Raw genomic sequence first — 16,325 nt, forward strand, 5'->3', positions numbered from 1 at the left:
AGTTCTCACAGTAAAAAACGCTTTGTCATTGCCTTAAAATATGACGGTGAAAACGACTATCGCTATTTAGTGGCGACAGACCTGACTTGGCGCACACAAGATATTATTCAAGCCTATACGTTGAGATGGCTGATTGAGGTTTTCTTTGAGGACTGGAAGCTTTATGAAGGATGGGAGCGTGAGGCCAAACAATTAGATGAAGAGGGATCAAGCCGTGGCCTGATTCTGAGTCTTTTGTTTGACCATTGCCTTCTCCTTCACCCAGAGCAAATAGCCCGCATTGAAAGCAAACTACCTGCGTATACCGTAGGAAGCTTACAGCGCAAGTCTCAAATGGATGTACTGCTTGAGTTCATCACGTCATTGCTAGAGTTTCCAGATCCTGGTGATAAGCTGAAAGAGTTAGGTGAATTAATAAAGGATGTGTTTCAACTGATGCCATCAGGAAAACATATGATTGGCAGAGATTTAGGGCGCTTAGGGCCAACAGCATCATTAAAGTATTGTTCTACTGGGTGAAGGTAAGAGTTTGATGGCAATGGGATGGAAAAACTTGAACATCGAGTTTTACTCTTCCAAATATATCTGATACTGAAACCTTGGGGGTATTTTTACAAGTAAGTGGACATGATCAGTTTGTACATTTAATTCGATAACTTCACATCCAGCTCTCTCTGTATGAGCATAAATGCTTTGATAAACATACTTACCAAGAGCCCTTTTAAAATTTGATAACGATATTTTGGTACAAAAACAATATGGTACGGGCAAAACCAGACGACATGTGATAATTTTTGAAATCTGCTCATTTGTTTCTCCTAGTTAAATTGCGGGAACAACTTAACCTGAAGTTTCCCAATTATTGAGTAGCTGAAATACACAATGCTGGTGTATCGAGGTTTATTTTAGGTGGTTTTGCCATGTTTATAGCAAACCCCTACTTAATTCCCCTTAGGCAATAGCATTTGAAACGAATGAAAAGACTATTTTTTTCATATAGTTGTAGCATAGTTTCAATTTTACCATAAATAATTATTGGGAAACTTCAGACTTAACTACTTGATACTCTTGAGCAGATCTTTACGCAAAGATTTTTTTATCCCCGCCCACAGGGCGCGGTTATCTAAGTTGTAATATAATGAAAAGCAAAATAAATACAATAACGGGTCTCAGAAACATTTTTATTTCTAGCTCCCTTAGCAGATTTAGGTATTGACTATGAAAGTTCAAAATTACGCCATACCATGATTGAATTTGCCAGTCACAATCTTGACTGGCTTCCCTTTCATTTCTTGCAAATACAGCTTTAAATTGCATTTAACTATCATTCGCGTAAAATCACTTTTTTCTGGTTCCTGATGGATTTTTTGTCCTGAAGGTTAAAAGGGAAGTTTGGTGCGGCTTTACGCCAATGCCAACGCTGCCCCCGCAACGGTAAATAAGTTTAAAATCAAGCATAACCACTGTGCACTGCATGGGAAGGTCTGATTTTAGCAATCCATACTTATAAGCTCGGAGACCTGCCTGAAAATATATTTGCTGCAGCGGAGGGCTGTTAACGGAATATGTTAGCCTTTCTTTGCTATTTTTCGTTATTTTTCTCTGCTGTGTGATTACACTTTATTTGTGCGGGCGGCACAGCGGGATTTATGAAAAAATCATTAATTACTACTCCTTTCTTACTCAGCACATTATCTCCAATAGCGTATGCTGATGATAACATTCGAAGCCTTACCCCTTTAACAGTTACGGCGACCCGCAGCGAACACGATTCGCGTCTTGTTTCTAGCACAGTGATTACCCGACAAGATATAGAACGCAAACAACTTAATACGATCGAACAGGCCTTGCATGGTGTTGCGGGGATTAATATTACCAATACTGGTGGCCTGGGGAAAACCACCTCAATCTTTATGCGTGGTACCGAGTCTGATCATGTTTTAGCCTTGATAGATGGCGTGCGTGCAGGATCTGCAACAACTGGTGGTGCAGCCTGGCAGCATCTGCCAATCAGTGAAATCGAGTCAATCGAAGTAATACGCGGCCCTAAATCCAGTATCTATGGCGCAGATGCTGTTGGCGGGATTATTCATATTCATACCCGCAATGCAACCTCTTCGGATTCAACCGTTACTCCGGCGTTTACTGCAGGCGTCGGCACTTATGCTCACTATAAGCTGGGCGCCGGGGTCTCAGGTGCCGTTGATAAGGCTTGGTATAACGTGCATATCAGTTATCAACAGAGTGAAGGATTTAATTCCTGTGCAGGAGCTTTTGGCTTTGGTTGTTTTACCAATGAACCCGACAGAGATGGCTATGAAAATTATGCAGGAACACTACGTCTCGGCTATCAACTTACCGACTGGCTAACTATCGAGGGTCATGCCTTGTATAGTGGAGGGGAAACCGAATTTGATGGTAGCTTTGTCAATAAAACAGACTTTGGACAGCTTACTTATGGAGGTAAAGCGACGATACAGGCGATGGACTTCTGGCGGATAGATTTAACAGGAGGTGAAAGCCAGGATAATTCCACAAATTTTTTAAATGGTACTAAGAAAAGCGTCTTTGATACGTCGCGTGTTTCATTTTCAGCCTTGAATAACTTTAGCATCACAGATAAGCACCTGATTTCTCTAGGCTACGACTTTCAAAATGATAGCATTGATAGCACCACCAGCTATGCTGAAACGTCGCGTTATAATCATGCCGTTTTTATTCAGTACCAGGGCGAGCTTGCTAACAACCAGTTCACTCTCGCCTATCGTAGTGATTTTAATCAACAGTTTGGACAAAATAGCACCTGGAACGCCTCATGGGGCTATGCTTTTGACAATGGAATTTTAGTCTCGGCTTCTTATGGAACGGCTTTTAAAGCGCCAACCTTTAACGAACTCTATTTTCCAGGTTTTGGCAATAGTAACTTGAACCCAGAAAAATCGGAAAGTTACGAAATAGGCGTAAGTGGCGAACATTTTGACTGGGAGTGGTCGCTGAATGGTTATTTAACCTATATTGACAACCTGATTGCTTTTGATAGTGCTATCTTTGCGCCGAATAATATCAGCAAGGCGCGCATTATGGGAATAGAGGCAATCATGGCAGGAAGATTTTATGGTTTTGATCTGCAACTAAATTATAGTGCCCTAAACCCTAAAAGTCTGGATTCAGCAACTTTTGGCAATATTCTACCTAGGCGTGCGCAGCAAATTTTTCGTTTTGATATAGATCGACAATTCGGTAACGCAAGTGTAGGCACGACACTTAATGTTGAAGGCCACCGCTTTGATGATTTACAAAATACCCGTTACATAGATGGTTTTGTGACCTGGGACTTAAGAGCAGAATATCAGTTTTTTGAGCAAGTTGTGTTACAGGGGGCAATCAATAATATTCTTAATACCCAATATCAAACAGTAGCAGGGTATAATACACTTGGATTGAATGTTTTCTTTAATGTACGTTATACACCTTCACTTTAACAGAGGGGTTTTGATATGAACTGGATAACTCAGAATACTAAATATTTAAACATTTCTGCACTGGCACTATTGATGGCATTGACGCGCTCTGACCATTTTGGTAGCGCAATTAGTTTGCCGGACGCCTCACTAGCCGTGTTCTACCTCGCCGGGATTTTTTTAGGTGGGATCACGAGTTTACTACTGTTATGTGTAGAAGCTGGCTTATTGGATTATATTGCGATAGCACATTGGCAAGTGAGTGATTATTGTATTTCTCCAGCCTATATTTTTTTAATACCGACCTATGCGGTGATGTTTTTTGCTGGACGCTGGAGCGCAAAATATAGCTCCCTCAACAGCCTCAACTTAGTGCGTCAACTTGCTTATTTACTGGTTGCCGTCTCAATTGCATTTTTAATTTCTAATGGCAGCTTTTACCTGCTTTCAGGCAAGTTCCCTGATCTATCGCTTGTACAATATGCAGAGCGAGTAGCAAAATACTATCCCGCCTATGTAGGCTCTACGCTTATCTACAGTCTTGGTGTTTTAGTTTTTACTTGGTTGATGCAGATGCTATACCCAGAAGCCTATAAAACGGCGTAAACGGAAATAGCCTTTATGACTAGATAGTGCTTGCACGAAATAAATAATACCCTTTTGAAACAATATATTATGGTATAATAACATCCCAAGTCACAACTGAAGATTCTGAGTATCCCTTTTTGGTATTTCCCGGATTCAAGCTATAAATGCAACACCCTGTGATATATTTAAACTGAAGTTTCCCAATTATTGAGTAGCTGAAATACACAATGCTGGTGTATCGAGGTTTATTTTAGGTGGTTTTGCCATGTTTATAGCAAACCCCTACTTAATTCCCCTTAGGCAATAGCATTTGAAACGAATGAAAAGACTACTTTTTTCATATAGTTGTAGCATAGTTTCAATTTTACCATAAATAATTATTGGGAAACTTCAGTATTTAAATTCATTCCGGTCATTTTGCAAAAAACTTCCCAGGGTGTTTTGTAGTTTAAGGTTTTTCTTGGGCGATGGTTGAGTGCTGTAATAGCACTGTCAACCTCCTCTTGAGTCACCGTATCCAAGGGTTCGTTTTTTGGAAAATATTGCCTTAATAAACCATTATGGTTTTCATTTAAGCCTCTTTGCCATGAATGATAAGGTTTGGCAAAATAAGTGCTGCAACCGAGTGTCTTTGCAATTGCTTGATGCCCGCAAAATTCACGACCATTATCAAATGTGATCGTGTGTACCCACTGCTTAAAAGGTGTAAGCACTTCAATAATTGCATCTTTCGTCAATTCAGGTTCTTTCCGCATAATTGAGACTGCAAAGTTCAGTTTTGATACACGCTCAGTCAGCGTCACCAAAACCCCGCGATGCCCTTTACCAATGACAGTATCAGCTTCCCAATCACCTAATCGTGTTTTATCATCAACTACCAGGCGCGCCATGCTACCTCACGAAATTCCGGGACTCCTGTCGCCGTAATTCGTTCACCTACGCAGCGAATAGGAGATGCTCCAGCCGCCCTGCGTCCGCCACAGACTGAGCACAAAGCAGCTCAGTCATGGCTACCACAAATGGCTCTACGGCTATTCGGGATAAAATTTTAGCCTCCCTCGCGCGCTATCGCGCACTTCGGATTGGCAAATTTCCCTGCGCCTTCTGGAGACTATCAGCCCTTCCGGGGCTGACAGCGTTGGTGGTTCGCTTACGCTCATCTCCAAATTTCACACCTGGCAGAATCTTTGTCCTGCCTTTTCCCGTGACACTTATCACCCTGACTCTTAATCAACGCAACTCACGGTGGCTTGATAACGACTACTGGAAGTCGTCACCGAAGGGCCATCCTTCATCTTTCTTACAGTTACGAGCAAAAATAAAAAAAATTTTCTCTCGTGGCAGACCGTAGCCAGCTATGCGCTAGTTTCAGCACCTTGCTCTCGACAAAAATCAGCTCACTATATTTTCCGCATCCGTGATCGCGTGAAGTATATCAAGAAATATACAAAAAATAGGTGCCATCAAACGGGGCATGGAACGGCAACGATTGGCCGAAGAAAAAAAGCAAGCCGCTTAACCCATCTTCGTCACTTTCATCTTTCTAAGCCATTGATTCATCGGTTTAAGCGATTTTTTGTCGAAAAATTCTCTTTAAAATCAATGGTGTTTTTTTTGAAAGTTTTGTAGTGCCATTTATATTATTTTTGTCGATAAATTCATTGACTTTTGTCAAAAAAATCATCATTATTTGAGTGTAATCTACATGCGACAAAAATACTCTAAAAAATCCAACGTTTTATACAAAAACACAAAATCTGTAGTGCCAACTGGCTACTTTTTAAAATTTCAACCAATTGATTTATAACAACTACATCATCAATAGTGACGAAGATGGGTTAAGCTTAAAGAAAGTGGTCTTACGGAAGGATTGGTGTGTCTAAAAACAGGCGCGCCATGCTACCTCACGAAATTCTGGGACTCCTGTAGCCATAATTCGTTCACCTACGCAGCGGATGGGAGATGCCCTGAACGCCCTGCGTCCGCAACGACTACGCACAAAAGCAGCTTCGTCATTACTACCTCACTCGCTGGACGGCTATTCGGAATGCAATTCTTGCTCCTCTCGCGTGCTGCTAGCACACGTCGAATCAGCGAATTGCCCTGTCGCCTATCAGGGGCTAAAAATCACCACTTAGCTAAGCTCCGTTTCCATGATTTTCAGCGGATGAGCAGAGCATTACTTATCATTCTAGCAGTGCGCTTGTTACCATCTTCAAAAGATTGAATATATTAGTTGAGCACGACAGCCAATAAAGCCTTTTCAAAACCATCAACTCTGGCATTGATCAAAGAGCACATTCGCTCCAGGCTTTCTTTGATTTGGTGTTCATTATCGAGTGGTTTATACGCGGCGCCAGAAATACCCACGGATCGGGAACGAATATTTCTGCTTACATCCAAATCTTTAATCAGTAGTGAGTGAATTTCTTCCAGAACCCTTAAATTAAGATCTTTTGCTATATCTTTATTATCTAACAGGTAATTTAAGGCATCCTTGTGATTTAGAAGCATTGTAGCTTCTTCTGTAACTACTCAGCGAAGCTGAGTAGTTACAAAACTGAAGTTTCCCAATAATTATTTATGGTAAAATTGAAACTATGCTACAACTATATGAAAAAACAGTCTTTTCATTCGTTTCAAATGCTATTGCCTAAGGGGAATTAAGTAGGGGTTTGCTATAAACATGGCAAAACCACCTAAAATAAACCTCGATACACCAGCATTGTGTATTTCAGCTACTCAATAATTGGGAAACTTCAGTTACAAAATAAATAACCTTTTTATTCCTTACCCAGACGAGATAGCTTTTGTTCCACATCAGTTAAGCGTTTCAGGATATTTTTCACCTGCCCCAATAGAGCAGGTAATTTAGGAATACTCGCCATTTCGCGCATGACTTGTTTAATAGGTCGATTAGGTGCACCCCAGACAATTTGATTAGGCTTTACATCTTTGGAAATCCCGGTTCTTGCGGCAGCAGTAGAGCCATCGCCCATAGTGATATGATCGGCAATTCCCACCTGCCCGGCTAAGGTTACACGCTTGCCTAATGTAACGCTGCCCGACAGACCGACATGGGAGACGATAATACAATGTTCGCCGATATCGTTGTTATGCGCAATCTGTACCAGATTATCAATTTTAGTGCCTTTACCGATCCGGGTCATACCAAAAGTCGCTCTATCGATGCAGGTGTTGCAGCCAATTTCGACATTATCTTCAATAATTACCACACCTAATTGCGGTACTCTTTTTTGTTGCTGGCCATCCCAGAAGTAACCAAAGCCTTCACCGCCAATCACTGTACCTGCATGAATAGTCACATTATGTCCCAGCGTAACCTTAGATAGAATGCTTACATTCGGGCCGATCTTGCAATGCTCGCCTATAACCACATCATGTGCAATATGCGTATTGGAGTCGATACTGGTATTCGCACCGATCGTTACATTTTCCTGGATGCAAACATGGGCAGCGATAGCAACAGACCTTGCAATATTCACTTGCTTTTCAGCAATTACGGCGCTGGGATGAATGCCTGAAAACGCCACGCCTGCATCATCAAACATCATCATAATGCCGATAAAGGTCTCTTTCGGCTTATCTACTTTTAAGATGTTTTTACCAGCCAGCTCAGGAAAACCTTTCGGTACGATGATAATTGAGGCATTGCTTTGCTTGGCAATGGCTAGATACTTGTCATTCTCAGCATAGGCAATTTCACCCGACACGGCCAATTCCAGTGAGTTGACGGCTGTAACGACAACATTGGTATCGCCAGCCATTTCGCCGCCCACATGTTGCTGAATATCTGCTAAACGCATTTGCATTTTATTTTCCTGGTATGTAGAGATAACTCAAAGTATGAAAGAGCATTAAGCCTGATTTTCCAAGTTTAAAGTTTTTAGCAATAAACAACCTGCAACAGCAATTCACTTATGCTTTACAACATATTTTATGCTGTCATATAGTTGCTTTTTATAAGGCAGGGTGGGTAGAATGAATTGGCTCGTTAGAGTGCCTCCTGCAAATATTCAAAATACGAACCCTGGTATCATGAGTAATAATCAAGTACAAAAACATAAATGGATTTCTGACGCTGCTTATTTCAACTCTTTAAAGCACGAATTTAACCCCGATCAGGACATGCAAGACTAGCTCGCCGCAGAGCAACAATATTTACAGCTGATGCACAACCGCGTTAAATCAGGGTTAGTCAGAATAAATTCTTAAGACCAAGAAAAGACTGCTTCGCTCACAACTGAGAAGCAGTTTTTCTGCCAGCCTTATGCCAAGCTCTTTTTAAAAGCCTCAACCAGCTCTAAAACCTGCTGTTTGTAATCGTCTTTACCGGTATCATCCAGATTCATCCAGCGCAAGCGGTTAGCATTGGCAACTACGGTTACTGAAGACATTGCCATCGCTGCACCAGCTATCATTGGGCTTAATAAAATACCAAATACCGGGTACAACAAGCCTGCGGCAATGGGTATGCTAAGTGAATTATAAATAAAGGCACCAAACAGGTTCTGCTGAATATTAGCCACCGTCGCTTTAGACAACAACATAGCTTCAGGTACTTTTTGTAATGAGCCTTGCAGGATCACAATATCTGCACTTTCGATCGCCACATCAGTACCGGTACCAATCGCTATACCCACATCAGCCTGAGCGAGCGCGGGTGCATCGTTGATACCATCACCAACCATACCTACTACCTGCCCAGCTTGCTGTAACTCTTTGACAATCGCAGCCTTATCTTCCGGTAAAACCTGTGCCCGTACTTCGCTAATACCCGCCTGTTTGGCGATTGCATCTGCAGTCACCGCATTATCGCCAGTCACCATTAAAACGCGTACACCCTGCTTTTGCAGTTTAACTATAGCTTCGGCGGAGTCCACTTTAATTGGATCAGCCACCGCAATAATACCGGCAATTTTCTTATCGACCGCTAAAAACATCGCTGTTTGGCCTTGCTTTGATAGCGCCAGCATTTTATCTGTAAATGCTTCATAGCTAACGCCCTGCTCTTGCATCAGCGCTTCATTACCAAATAACACAGCTTGACCCTTAATTATTGCCGAGACGCCATGCCCTGCAACTGCAGTAAATTTCTTCGCACGCGTTAATTTTAAGGACTTTTTATCCGCAGCATCCATAATCGCTGATGCCAAAGGATGTTCCGAGCCTTTTTCTATGCTTGCCGCTAATTGCAAGACCTTATCTGCCGAAAAATCAGCCAGTGCTTCAATCGTGGATACTGTCGGCTTGCCTGCGGTGACTGTGCCGGTTTTATCCAGTACCAGGGTGGTGATTTTGCCTGCAACTTGCAAGCCATCACCATTGCGAATCAGGATTCCAGATTGCGCCGAACTTCCTACTGCAACCATCACCGAAATAGGCGTTGCCAGTCCTAACGCACAAGGACAGGCGATCACTAATACAGTCATAGCAGTTACAAAGGCATAGCCTAATGATGGCTCTGGCCCCCAAATATTCCAAATCATAAAAGTCAGGATAGAAATACACACCACCACCGGGACGAAAATACTGGCAATCTTATCGGCTAGTTTTGCTAATTCTGGCTTACTACCCTGTGCCTGACGTACGCTTTTAATAATTTGCGCCAAAGCGGTATCTCGCCCAATCCGGGTCGCCTGGTACAGAAAACTACCCTGCTGATTCATGGTACCTGCGGCAACAGTCGCACCAACCACTTTTTCTACGGGTAAAGGTTCACCGGTCAGCATGGACTCATCGACGGTAGAATGCCCTTCTATCAGCTCACCATCCACCGCAATTTTTTCGCCCGGACGAACACGCAAGGTTTCACCTAAGCCCACTTCTTCGATGGGAATATCCAGTTCCTGCCCATCACGAACCACTCTCGCGGTACGTGGCTGCAAGCCAATCAAAGCACGAATCGCGCTGGATGTCTTGCCCCGGGCTTTGGTTTCCAGAGCTTGCCCAAAATTAATAAAGGCCAGAATAATAATTGATGCTTCAAAATACGCGTGCGCGGAAAGTGAAGGTAAGTATTCAGAATAATCAATCACCACACAGGAATATAACCAGGCAGCACCTGTTCCTAAAGCGATCAGAGTGTCCATATTCGCCTGCCTGACCAGGATTGACTTCCACGCGCCGACAAGAAATTGCCCACCGGAATAAATCAAGATAGCCAGAGTAATCAATGCGACTTCGGGCCAGAACCAATTGCCCGTTTCGGAGCCTATATCAGGGACACCTCCAAAATGGCCAACGACCATGAGTGGTATACCAAATATGGCCGCCACTGTTGCCTTGCGGACTAATTGCCGATAACGTGCCATTTCCTGTTCTTCCTGCTCGGCAGGGTCTTCAAAGCCCTCCATAACAGCACCATCATAGCCTGAGTCTTGCAACGATTTTTTCAGTAAATCAGCATCGACATCACCTTTAACAATGGCCGAGTGATCAGCAAAGTTCACTGTAACCGACGTAACACCGGGCACCGAATTTAAGGCTGTTTCTACAGCTGCTACGCATCCAGCACAACTCATGCCTAAGACTGACAAGCGAATTTCTGGATCGCTAGCATCCGCAGTTATAGTAGTATTATCTTCGCTCATACTAATTCTCTCATTTCGTTACAAACTAGTGCAGCGCCGTGTTGGTTTAATGGATAAGGTGTTTCATAGACCACTAATTTAAAAATAAATTATAGTTATCTATGAATGAGTTCAACACGGTGCTGTACTACAGCAATCATGACGCCAGGATTTATTACCAAAATAGTTTAATCAACTACGGTAAACCCTGCATCTTCAATAATTTCGATAACATCATCCTCTTCAATCACTGCTTCATCAAACTCTACTTCTACCCAATCTTCACTGTGATTGCCATCGACAGAAATAACACCATCTTTAGCCATTAATGCCTGTTTAATTGTGTTTTCACAACCACCACATTTCATTCCAGTTACTTTTAGTTTTACTGTTGTCATTGCTAGTTCCCAAGTTGATTATAAGTTAACTGTATATCATACTCGACTGATAAACATTAATCATGATATAAATTACCAGGAAATTCACCTCGGGTGAATAAATTATTCTCTTATTTAGATCTCAGCCCATGCATCATAAAAATTTAATCAGCTACACACTTCTTTTTTTCTTTTTATTCAGCAGTCATTTACTTAGCGCTGCGGAACTCACTAATTTAACGCCTGACCAGCTAAACAGCGACTTAACAAAAGACGCGCTGGTTATCGACATACGCACTCCCCAGGAATGGCAGAATACCGGGATAATACCGGGGAGTCATCCACTCAGCTTCTTTGATCAAAATGGCAAGTACAATACCCAACAATGGTTGGCTGAAGTGCAAAAATTACAAACATCACCCAATCAGGAAATAATATTAGTCTGTCACTCAGGTGGGCGTAGTGGTAGAGTAGGAAAACTTTTAAGCGAAAAGCTTAATATGTCGAATGTATCGCACTTACAAAATGGTATTTCATCATGGATAAAAGAACAGCGTCCTACAGAAAAAGTGTGTACTCCCACCCAAACTTGTTAAACCCATGTCTTTCAAAACCATAACCTATCAAACAATTGCGCTTGCAGGCATCGCCCAGGCAACTTATCTGGTACAACAACTGGCAACAACCGGCAAAGCTGATAAAAATGTCATTCAGGCCAGCCTGGGTAGTTTGCTCGCCCTGGACCCGGAAAATCCGGTAGATATCTATGGCGGACTCTCGGGGGTTAAGCTGGGGCTGGAACAGTTGCAGATGCAATTCAAAACTCATAGCGTCCCTAATCCCGAAGTTGCTCGGTATGCCGCTTCGCTGGTGTTTCTGGAAACTGGTTTTTCGGCCAATCAAGCGATGCTAAAAACAGTACGCGACAAACTCAAAGTCGCCCAGGCTCAAAGCGAGCACTTTGGACTAATGCATGAAAATGTTATTGCCAATCTGGCGGATATTTATCATAGTACCATTAGCACCATGTCCCCGCGTATTATGGTTAATGGCGACCAGACCTATCTCTCATCACCGGATGTGATTAACAAGATCAGGGCACTATTATTGAGTGGCATACGTTCGGCCATGTTATGGAAGCAATGTGGCGGGAGCCGCTGGCGCTTTATATTTTTTAGACAAAAAATTCGTACCGAAATTGATTTTTTATTAGCCGAATTAGGTGAAGAAAAAACGGCCTCATAGCGGACTGAAGTCCGCTCTACCTAGGCCTTATTCTTTACCAGCCTGTATAGCCTGCTCCAGTAAACCTTGCATTTTCTTGATCCCCATTTCGCGGGTAAGCCGGATGTTATTCCGGGGAATATTTTCCGGATTTTTATATTGCGCTAAAGCAGATTCGATACTTTGCTCTCTAAGCAAATGGAAGATTGGGTAAGGTGCCCGATTGGTAAAATTTTCCGGATCATCTGCATCGCACTCTGCAAAACAATAATCTGGGTGAAAGCTGGCTAATTGGTAGACGCCTTCATAACCCTGCTCATGCATTTCCTCATTCGCGATATCCAGCACATCCAGAAAATTATCGAAGTCCTGTAATGAATTTGTGAAAATAAGTAATGTGGTTGCTATTTCAGCCTGTGTGTCCAGCCGTTTAGCTTCAATGATCAGGTTTTCCAGGCAACACTCCAGCGACTCTGCATCACTGACTTGAAAATGGATTTTACCCTGCTCAAAAACAGACTTGGCAAAGGGGCAAAAATTAAGCCCGATAACGACATGCTCTAGCCAATAGCGGGTTTGCACAATGACCTGTTTAATCTGGATGTTCATGGCCTACAGATTAATATCTAAATCGTCATCTAGCAGATCCAGGTCTTCATCATCAAAAGAGTCATTCAGCTCAGGCAACAAGATATCTGTCTCCGCATTCGCGCCTTCAGAGATCTGGTAATCCCGCCATTGTATGTATGATGCACGCATAAATAGATAGGGATCAACCGCAGCCTCGTCAATGAATTTTAGCGACTGGTCAGCATTAGAACGTGAATTTAACAGGTCTAATACCTGTATCGGCCAGACCAGATAACTAACTGGACTGGCAGCAGCATCAACAATCTTTCCGGGAATGCCTCGATAAGACGAAGGGCCTAATACCGGGATAACCACATACTCGCCACGCGGTACTCCCCAGACGGCCATGGTTTGCGAAAAATCTTCTTCATGATACTCAATTTCTGCATAGCTGGCGACATCGATCAAGCCACCTAAGCCCAGTAATGAATTGATAACAAAGCGCTCAAAGTCTTCACCTGCTGGCCTCTCTTTTCCCTGTAAAGCATCATTGATCACAGTTCTGGGCTCTTTTAGATTAGTAAAGAAATTGGCAATGGTGCCACTTACCAAGTCCGGAAGAACAAACTGATAAACAGTGGCTAGCGGTGAAGAAATATAAGTATCTACACCTCTATTAAATGCATAGGTTTTACGGTTAATACGCTCATGTGGATCATCAGGATTAATGACGACTACTTCTTTTTCTTTAGGTTCGCTATTGCTGGCACAGGCGACTAATAAAAAAATGCCCGCAACAGCTAAAAAACGCGATAATTGTCGAATCATCAAAAAGCAAAAAACTGGTTAATTAGAGAATTTCTCAATTTTAGCAGAAAGCTCCGTTAATAATGCATCAAAACCTGATCTTTGTATCACCGCAACATACTCAGAGCGTTTCAACGCTAGGTCACTGACTCCCTGGGTTATGATATTGATAATGCGCCAGTCATCGCCGGTCTTTTTCAACAGATAATCCATACTGACATCTTTATCATCTGGTAGCACTAAAAATGTATGCACATAAATTTGCCCTGGAGATAATTGCTTGGCCGATACAACCTTAAAACTTTGTCCCGAGAAACTATTAAAATAATGCGCATAGGATGCAATACTTAAAGTGCTAAACTTTCGGATGAGCTCTTTTTTCTGCTCGGTTGTTAGCGTCTTCCATTCTTTGCTAACCACAATACGAGTAATTTTAGTTAAATCATGGCTCTTGATTACTGCGGGTTTAAATATTGCAAAGCGCTGCTCAAAATCAAGCTTGTCTCCCTGCTGCATGACATTCAGTATCACTGCCTGAAAGTCGGTTACCACCTTAGTTGCAGCTGCTGTTTCAGCATCCTCTGCAAACCCTGTCGAAGTAAAACAAAATAAAAAAAACATCATTATCACTTTTCTAATTGGCATCATTCTGTCTTAACCTTTCTGATAAATTCGACCTTTCCAGCGTGAACGCTCGCCTCGCCAGTAACGCATGGCAGATGTCCAGGTCATTAATAAATACAAGCCAGCAATCACTGGCATACACAAAGCCCACATCCTGTTGAGCGCATAAAAACGTAAAGTAGGCAGATAAAGCCCCAACATAATTAAAAGCGCAAGCATAGAAAACAGCCAGGCAATCCCGGTAAAGTTAAACACGCCATACCCCCTATTACATGCAACGCCTGAGTATCCACCAGGATACATCCACCTGCAGCTGCAGCCACTTTACTCTCGGGCTTATTCGCCAGTGCAAAGGGATAGAGCATTTTAAAAAAGTAAATAAATGCGAGCATCAGCATTTTTTCCCAAAGACTATCGACTTGAAGCATCGCCATCAGGGAGACAAACTGCAAGCCCTCTGCATCACGCTTTGCTTTTAAAGCAGCTAACAAGCCCAGCATAAGTAAAATATCTGCATCCAGCAATAAAGTTAGCCGCGTTTGCACCGCCTGCAAGCCCTGCTCCTGCGCCCATAATTTTCCGCTCCAGCCAGCGGTGCAGAACTGATTACCTGTAAATTATTCAGCCCTGCCTGTTGCGCAGTTTCTGCCGTACCATCAGTCGACTCATCATCAACCAGAATAATATGGCAAGCCCTGTCCTTGCACCTTCAAGCCTTGCAGCGTACCAGCAATAACATCGGCTTCATTGCGCGCAGGAATAACCACCGTTATATCGCTTAAATCCAGCGCCTGTTGCTGAACGACTTCCAGCATTTCTCTGCAACGCCACGACTGCCACGGAAGCAGTGCAGTAAGCATCCAGATAAAAGCCGACAGCCCAGCGACTACCTCAGTCATTAGCGTAGTAACAAGCTTAGACTTCTACTTTTACCGGTATATCATTCAGTGTCGGCGTCGCAGGCTTAAACGTCGGCACCTGCACTATACCCCCTTCCGTTCTCGGTCCGCGTATCGCTGCACCCAGTGCTTTCAAAGGATGCGCTAGAGTATCTTCTACAGCTGTCGCTTCATAGCCACAATGCGCCATACAGCCTTCGCACTTAGGATTTTTTCCCGCGCCATATTTATCCCAGTCAGTACTATCCATCATTTCCTGAAAGCTATCGACATAGCCTTCATCAGATAATAAATAACAAGGCTTCTGCCAGCCAAAAACATTACGCGTTGGATTACCCCACGGTGTGCAATCGTATTGCTGATTACCGGCAAGAAAGTCCAGGTAAAGCGAAGAGTGATTTAATTTCCAGTTTTTATTCTTTCCAATAGCGAAAATACCCCGGAATAACTCTTTTGCCGCCTGACTGGAAATAAATGAGTCCTGATCCGGTGCATCTTCATAACTAAAACCCGGTGCCATGGTAATTCCTTCAACACCTAACTTTGTTGCATAATCCAGAAAATCAGCAACTTCCTGCGATGTTTCTCCCTGAAATAAGGTGCAGTTAATAGTTACTCTAAAGCCTTTGTCTAGCGCCATTTTGATGGCTTCTACCGCAATATCGAATATTCCATCCTGGCACACCGAGGCATCATGCCTAGCTTGATTACCATCAAGATGCACAGAAAAAGTCAGATACGGCGACGGGGTGTAATCCTTGATTTTCTTTTTTAACAACAAGGCATTGGTACAAAGATAAATAAACTTCTTACGCTTAACGATACCGGCAACAATTTCGGGCATTTCTTTGTGGATTAAAGGCTCTCCACCAGGAATAGACACCATCGGCGCACCACATTCATCCACTGCCTGCAAACATTCTTCAACGGATAGGCGCTTGTTTAAAATATCGTCAGGGTAAGCAATTTTTCCGCAACCTGCACACTCCAGATTACAACGGAATAAAGGCTCTAACATTAATACCAAAGGGTACTTACCCACCCCTTTGAATTTTTGCTTCATTAAATATGTACCCACAGCTATCTGCTGTCTTAATGGAACACCCATAAACTTTAACTCCAAATCTGGTAAATAGTGATAACTTAATAAAGTTGCAAATATGCAACAAAAAAGAAAAGCTG

The 16,325-nt window shown here is 42.7% G+C and carries 16 protein-coding genes, 4 pseudogenes and 1 riboswitch; of the genes and pseudogenes, 7 read left to right on the forward strand and 13 right to left on the reverse strand.

Features of this window, described 5'->3' with window-relative positions; genetic code table 11:
- Positions 1-519: pseudogene (locus K6984_RS19160) on the forward strand (IS701 family transposase); the annotation flags it as partial.
- Positions 520-567: 48 nt separating this feature from the next.
- Here the strand turns inward: K6984_RS19160 and tnpA are convergent.
- Positions 568-809 (reverse strand): annotated as a pseudogene (tnpA, locus tag K6984_RS19165) (IS200/IS605 family transposase).
- 523 nt (positions 810-1,332) lie between these two features.
- A riboswitch (cobalamin riboswitch) is annotated at positions 1,333-1,542 on the forward strand.
- Positions 1,543-1,649: 107 nt separating this feature from the next.
- On the opposite strand from tnpA, the gene K6984_RS19170 reads away from it, so the two are divergent.
- Both K6984_RS19170 and K6984_RS19175 read left to right on the forward strand, forming a co-directional pair.
- A complete protein-coding gene (locus K6984_RS19170) occupies positions 1,650-3,482 on the forward strand; it encodes a TonB-dependent receptor domain-containing protein (RefSeq protein WP_221896979.1) in 1,833 nt (610 codons plus the stop codon).
- A 15-nt stretch (positions 3,483-3,497) separates the two neighbouring features.
- Positions 3,498-4,067 carry a hypothetical protein gene (locus K6984_RS19175; RefSeq protein WP_221896980.1) on the forward strand — a complete coding sequence of 190 codons (570 nt, stop codon included), beginning with the start codon at positions 3,498-3,500 and terminating at the stop codon, positions 4,065-4,067.
- A gap of 359 nt (positions 4,068-4,426) precedes the next feature.
- On the opposite strand, the pseudogene K6984_RS19180 reads toward K6984_RS19175, so the two are convergent.
- Positions 4,427-4,927 (reverse strand): annotated as a pseudogene (locus tag K6984_RS19180) (IS30 family transposase); the annotation flags it as partial.
- A gap of 128 nt (positions 4,928-5,055) precedes the next feature.
- Between K6984_RS19180 and K6984_RS19185 the strand changes: the two are divergent.
- Complete coding sequence (locus K6984_RS19185) at positions 5,056-5,400, forward strand: hypothetical protein (protein WP_221896982.1); 345 nt, start codon at positions 5,056-5,058, stop codon at positions 5,398-5,400.
- 604 nt (positions 5,401-6,004) lie between these two features.
- Positions 6,005-6,187, forward strand: coding sequence for a hypothetical protein (locus tag K6984_RS19190; protein WP_221896983.1), 183 nt, complete (start codon positions 6,005-6,007; stop codon positions 6,185-6,187).
- Between the two features lie 28 nt (positions 6,188-6,215).
- Here the strand turns inward: K6984_RS19190 and K6984_RS19195 are convergent.
- The 4 genes and pseudogenes from K6984_RS19195 to K6984_RS19210 all read right to left on the reverse strand — a co-directional run.
- A pseudogene (locus tag K6984_RS19195) lies at positions 6,216-6,575 on the reverse strand (Fic family protein); the annotation flags it as partial.
- A 257-nt stretch (positions 6,576-6,832) separates the two neighbouring features.
- Positions 6,833-7,882, reverse strand: a complete 1,050-nt coding sequence (gene lpxD / locus K6984_RS19200) for a UDP-3-O-(3-hydroxymyristoyl)glucosamine N-acyltransferase (RefSeq protein WP_221896984.1) — start codon at positions 7,880-7,882, stop codon at positions 6,833-6,835.
- A gap of 456 nt (positions 7,883-8,338) precedes the next feature.
- Positions 8,339-10,663 (reverse strand): heavy metal translocating P-type ATPase, encoded by a 2,325-nt coding sequence (locus K6984_RS19205; RefSeq protein ID WP_230988183.1) that lies wholly within the window; start codon positions 10,661-10,663, stop codon positions 8,339-8,341.
- A 167-nt stretch (positions 10,664-10,830) separates the two neighbouring features.
- Positions 10,831-11,040: a heavy-metal-associated domain-containing protein gene (locus K6984_RS19210; RefSeq protein WP_221896985.1), complete on the reverse strand. Its 210-nt coding sequence runs from the start codon at positions 11,038-11,040 to the stop codon at positions 10,831-10,833.
- Between the two features lie 128 nt (positions 11,041-11,168).
- On the opposite strand from K6984_RS19210, the gene K6984_RS19215 reads away from it, so the two are divergent.
- Positions 11,169-11,615 (forward strand): rhodanese-like domain-containing protein, encoded by a 447-nt coding sequence (locus K6984_RS19215; protein WP_221896986.1) that lies wholly within the window; start codon positions 11,169-11,171, stop codon positions 11,613-11,615.
- 4 nt (positions 11,616-11,619) lie between these two features.
- Entirely contained in the window at positions 11,620-12,264 is a 645-nt protein-coding gene (hflD, locus tag K6984_RS19220; RefSeq protein ID WP_221896987.1) for a high frequency lysogenization protein HflD, read from the forward strand.
- 27 nt (positions 12,265-12,291) lie between these two features.
- On the opposite strand, the gene K6984_RS19225 is transcribed toward hflD, so the two are convergent.
- The 7 genes from K6984_RS19225 to hpnH all read right to left on the reverse strand — a co-directional run bounded on the left by K6984_RS19225 (position 12,292) and on the right by hpnH (position 16,251).
- Entirely contained in the window at positions 12,292-12,852 is a 561-nt protein-coding gene (locus K6984_RS19225) for a DUF1415 domain-containing protein (protein WP_221896988.1), read from the reverse strand.
- A 3-nt stretch (positions 12,853-12,855) separates the two neighbouring features.
- Positions 12,856-13,641, reverse strand: coding sequence for an MlaA family lipoprotein (locus K6984_RS19230; protein ID WP_230988193.1), 786 nt, complete (start codon positions 13,639-13,641; stop codon positions 12,856-12,858).
- Positions 13,642-13,659: 18 nt separating this feature from the next.
- Positions 13,660-14,244: an ABC transporter substrate-binding protein gene (locus K6984_RS19235; RefSeq protein ID WP_230988194.1), complete on the reverse strand. Its 585-nt coding sequence runs from the start codon at positions 14,242-14,244 to the stop codon at positions 13,660-13,662.
- Between the two features lie 30 nt (positions 14,245-14,274).
- A complete protein-coding gene (locus K6984_RS31395; RefSeq protein ID WP_230988184.1) occupies positions 14,275-14,463 on the reverse strand; it encodes a hypothetical protein in 189 nt (62 codons plus the stop codon).
- Positions 14,448-14,789, reverse strand: coding sequence for a glycosyltransferase (locus K6984_RS31400; protein ID WP_230988195.1), 342 nt, complete (start codon positions 14,787-14,789; stop codon positions 14,448-14,450). The genes K6984_RS31395 and K6984_RS31400 overlap by 16 nt, the downstream gene beginning before the upstream one ends.
- Before the next feature lie 126 nt (positions 14,790-14,915).
- The gene (locus K6984_RS31405) at positions 14,916-15,059 is read right to left on the reverse strand and encodes a hypothetical protein (RefSeq protein ID WP_230988185.1); all 144 of its coding nucleotides are present in this window, start codon (positions 15,057-15,059) and stop codon (positions 14,916-14,918) included.
- A gap of 100 nt (positions 15,060-15,159) precedes the next feature.
- The gene (gene hpnH, locus K6984_RS19245; RefSeq protein ID WP_221896991.1) at positions 15,160-16,251 is read right to left on the reverse strand and encodes an adenosyl-hopene transferase HpnH; all 1,092 of its coding nucleotides are present in this window, start codon (positions 16,249-16,251) and stop codon (positions 15,160-15,162) included.
- Positions 16,252-16,325 lie beyond the last annotated feature (74 nt).

The organism is Bathymodiolus japonicus methanotrophic gill symbiont, assembly GCF_019721995.1.
Classification (GTDB): domain Bacteria; phylum Pseudomonadota; class Gammaproteobacteria; order Methylococcales; family Methylomonadaceae; genus Methyloprofundus.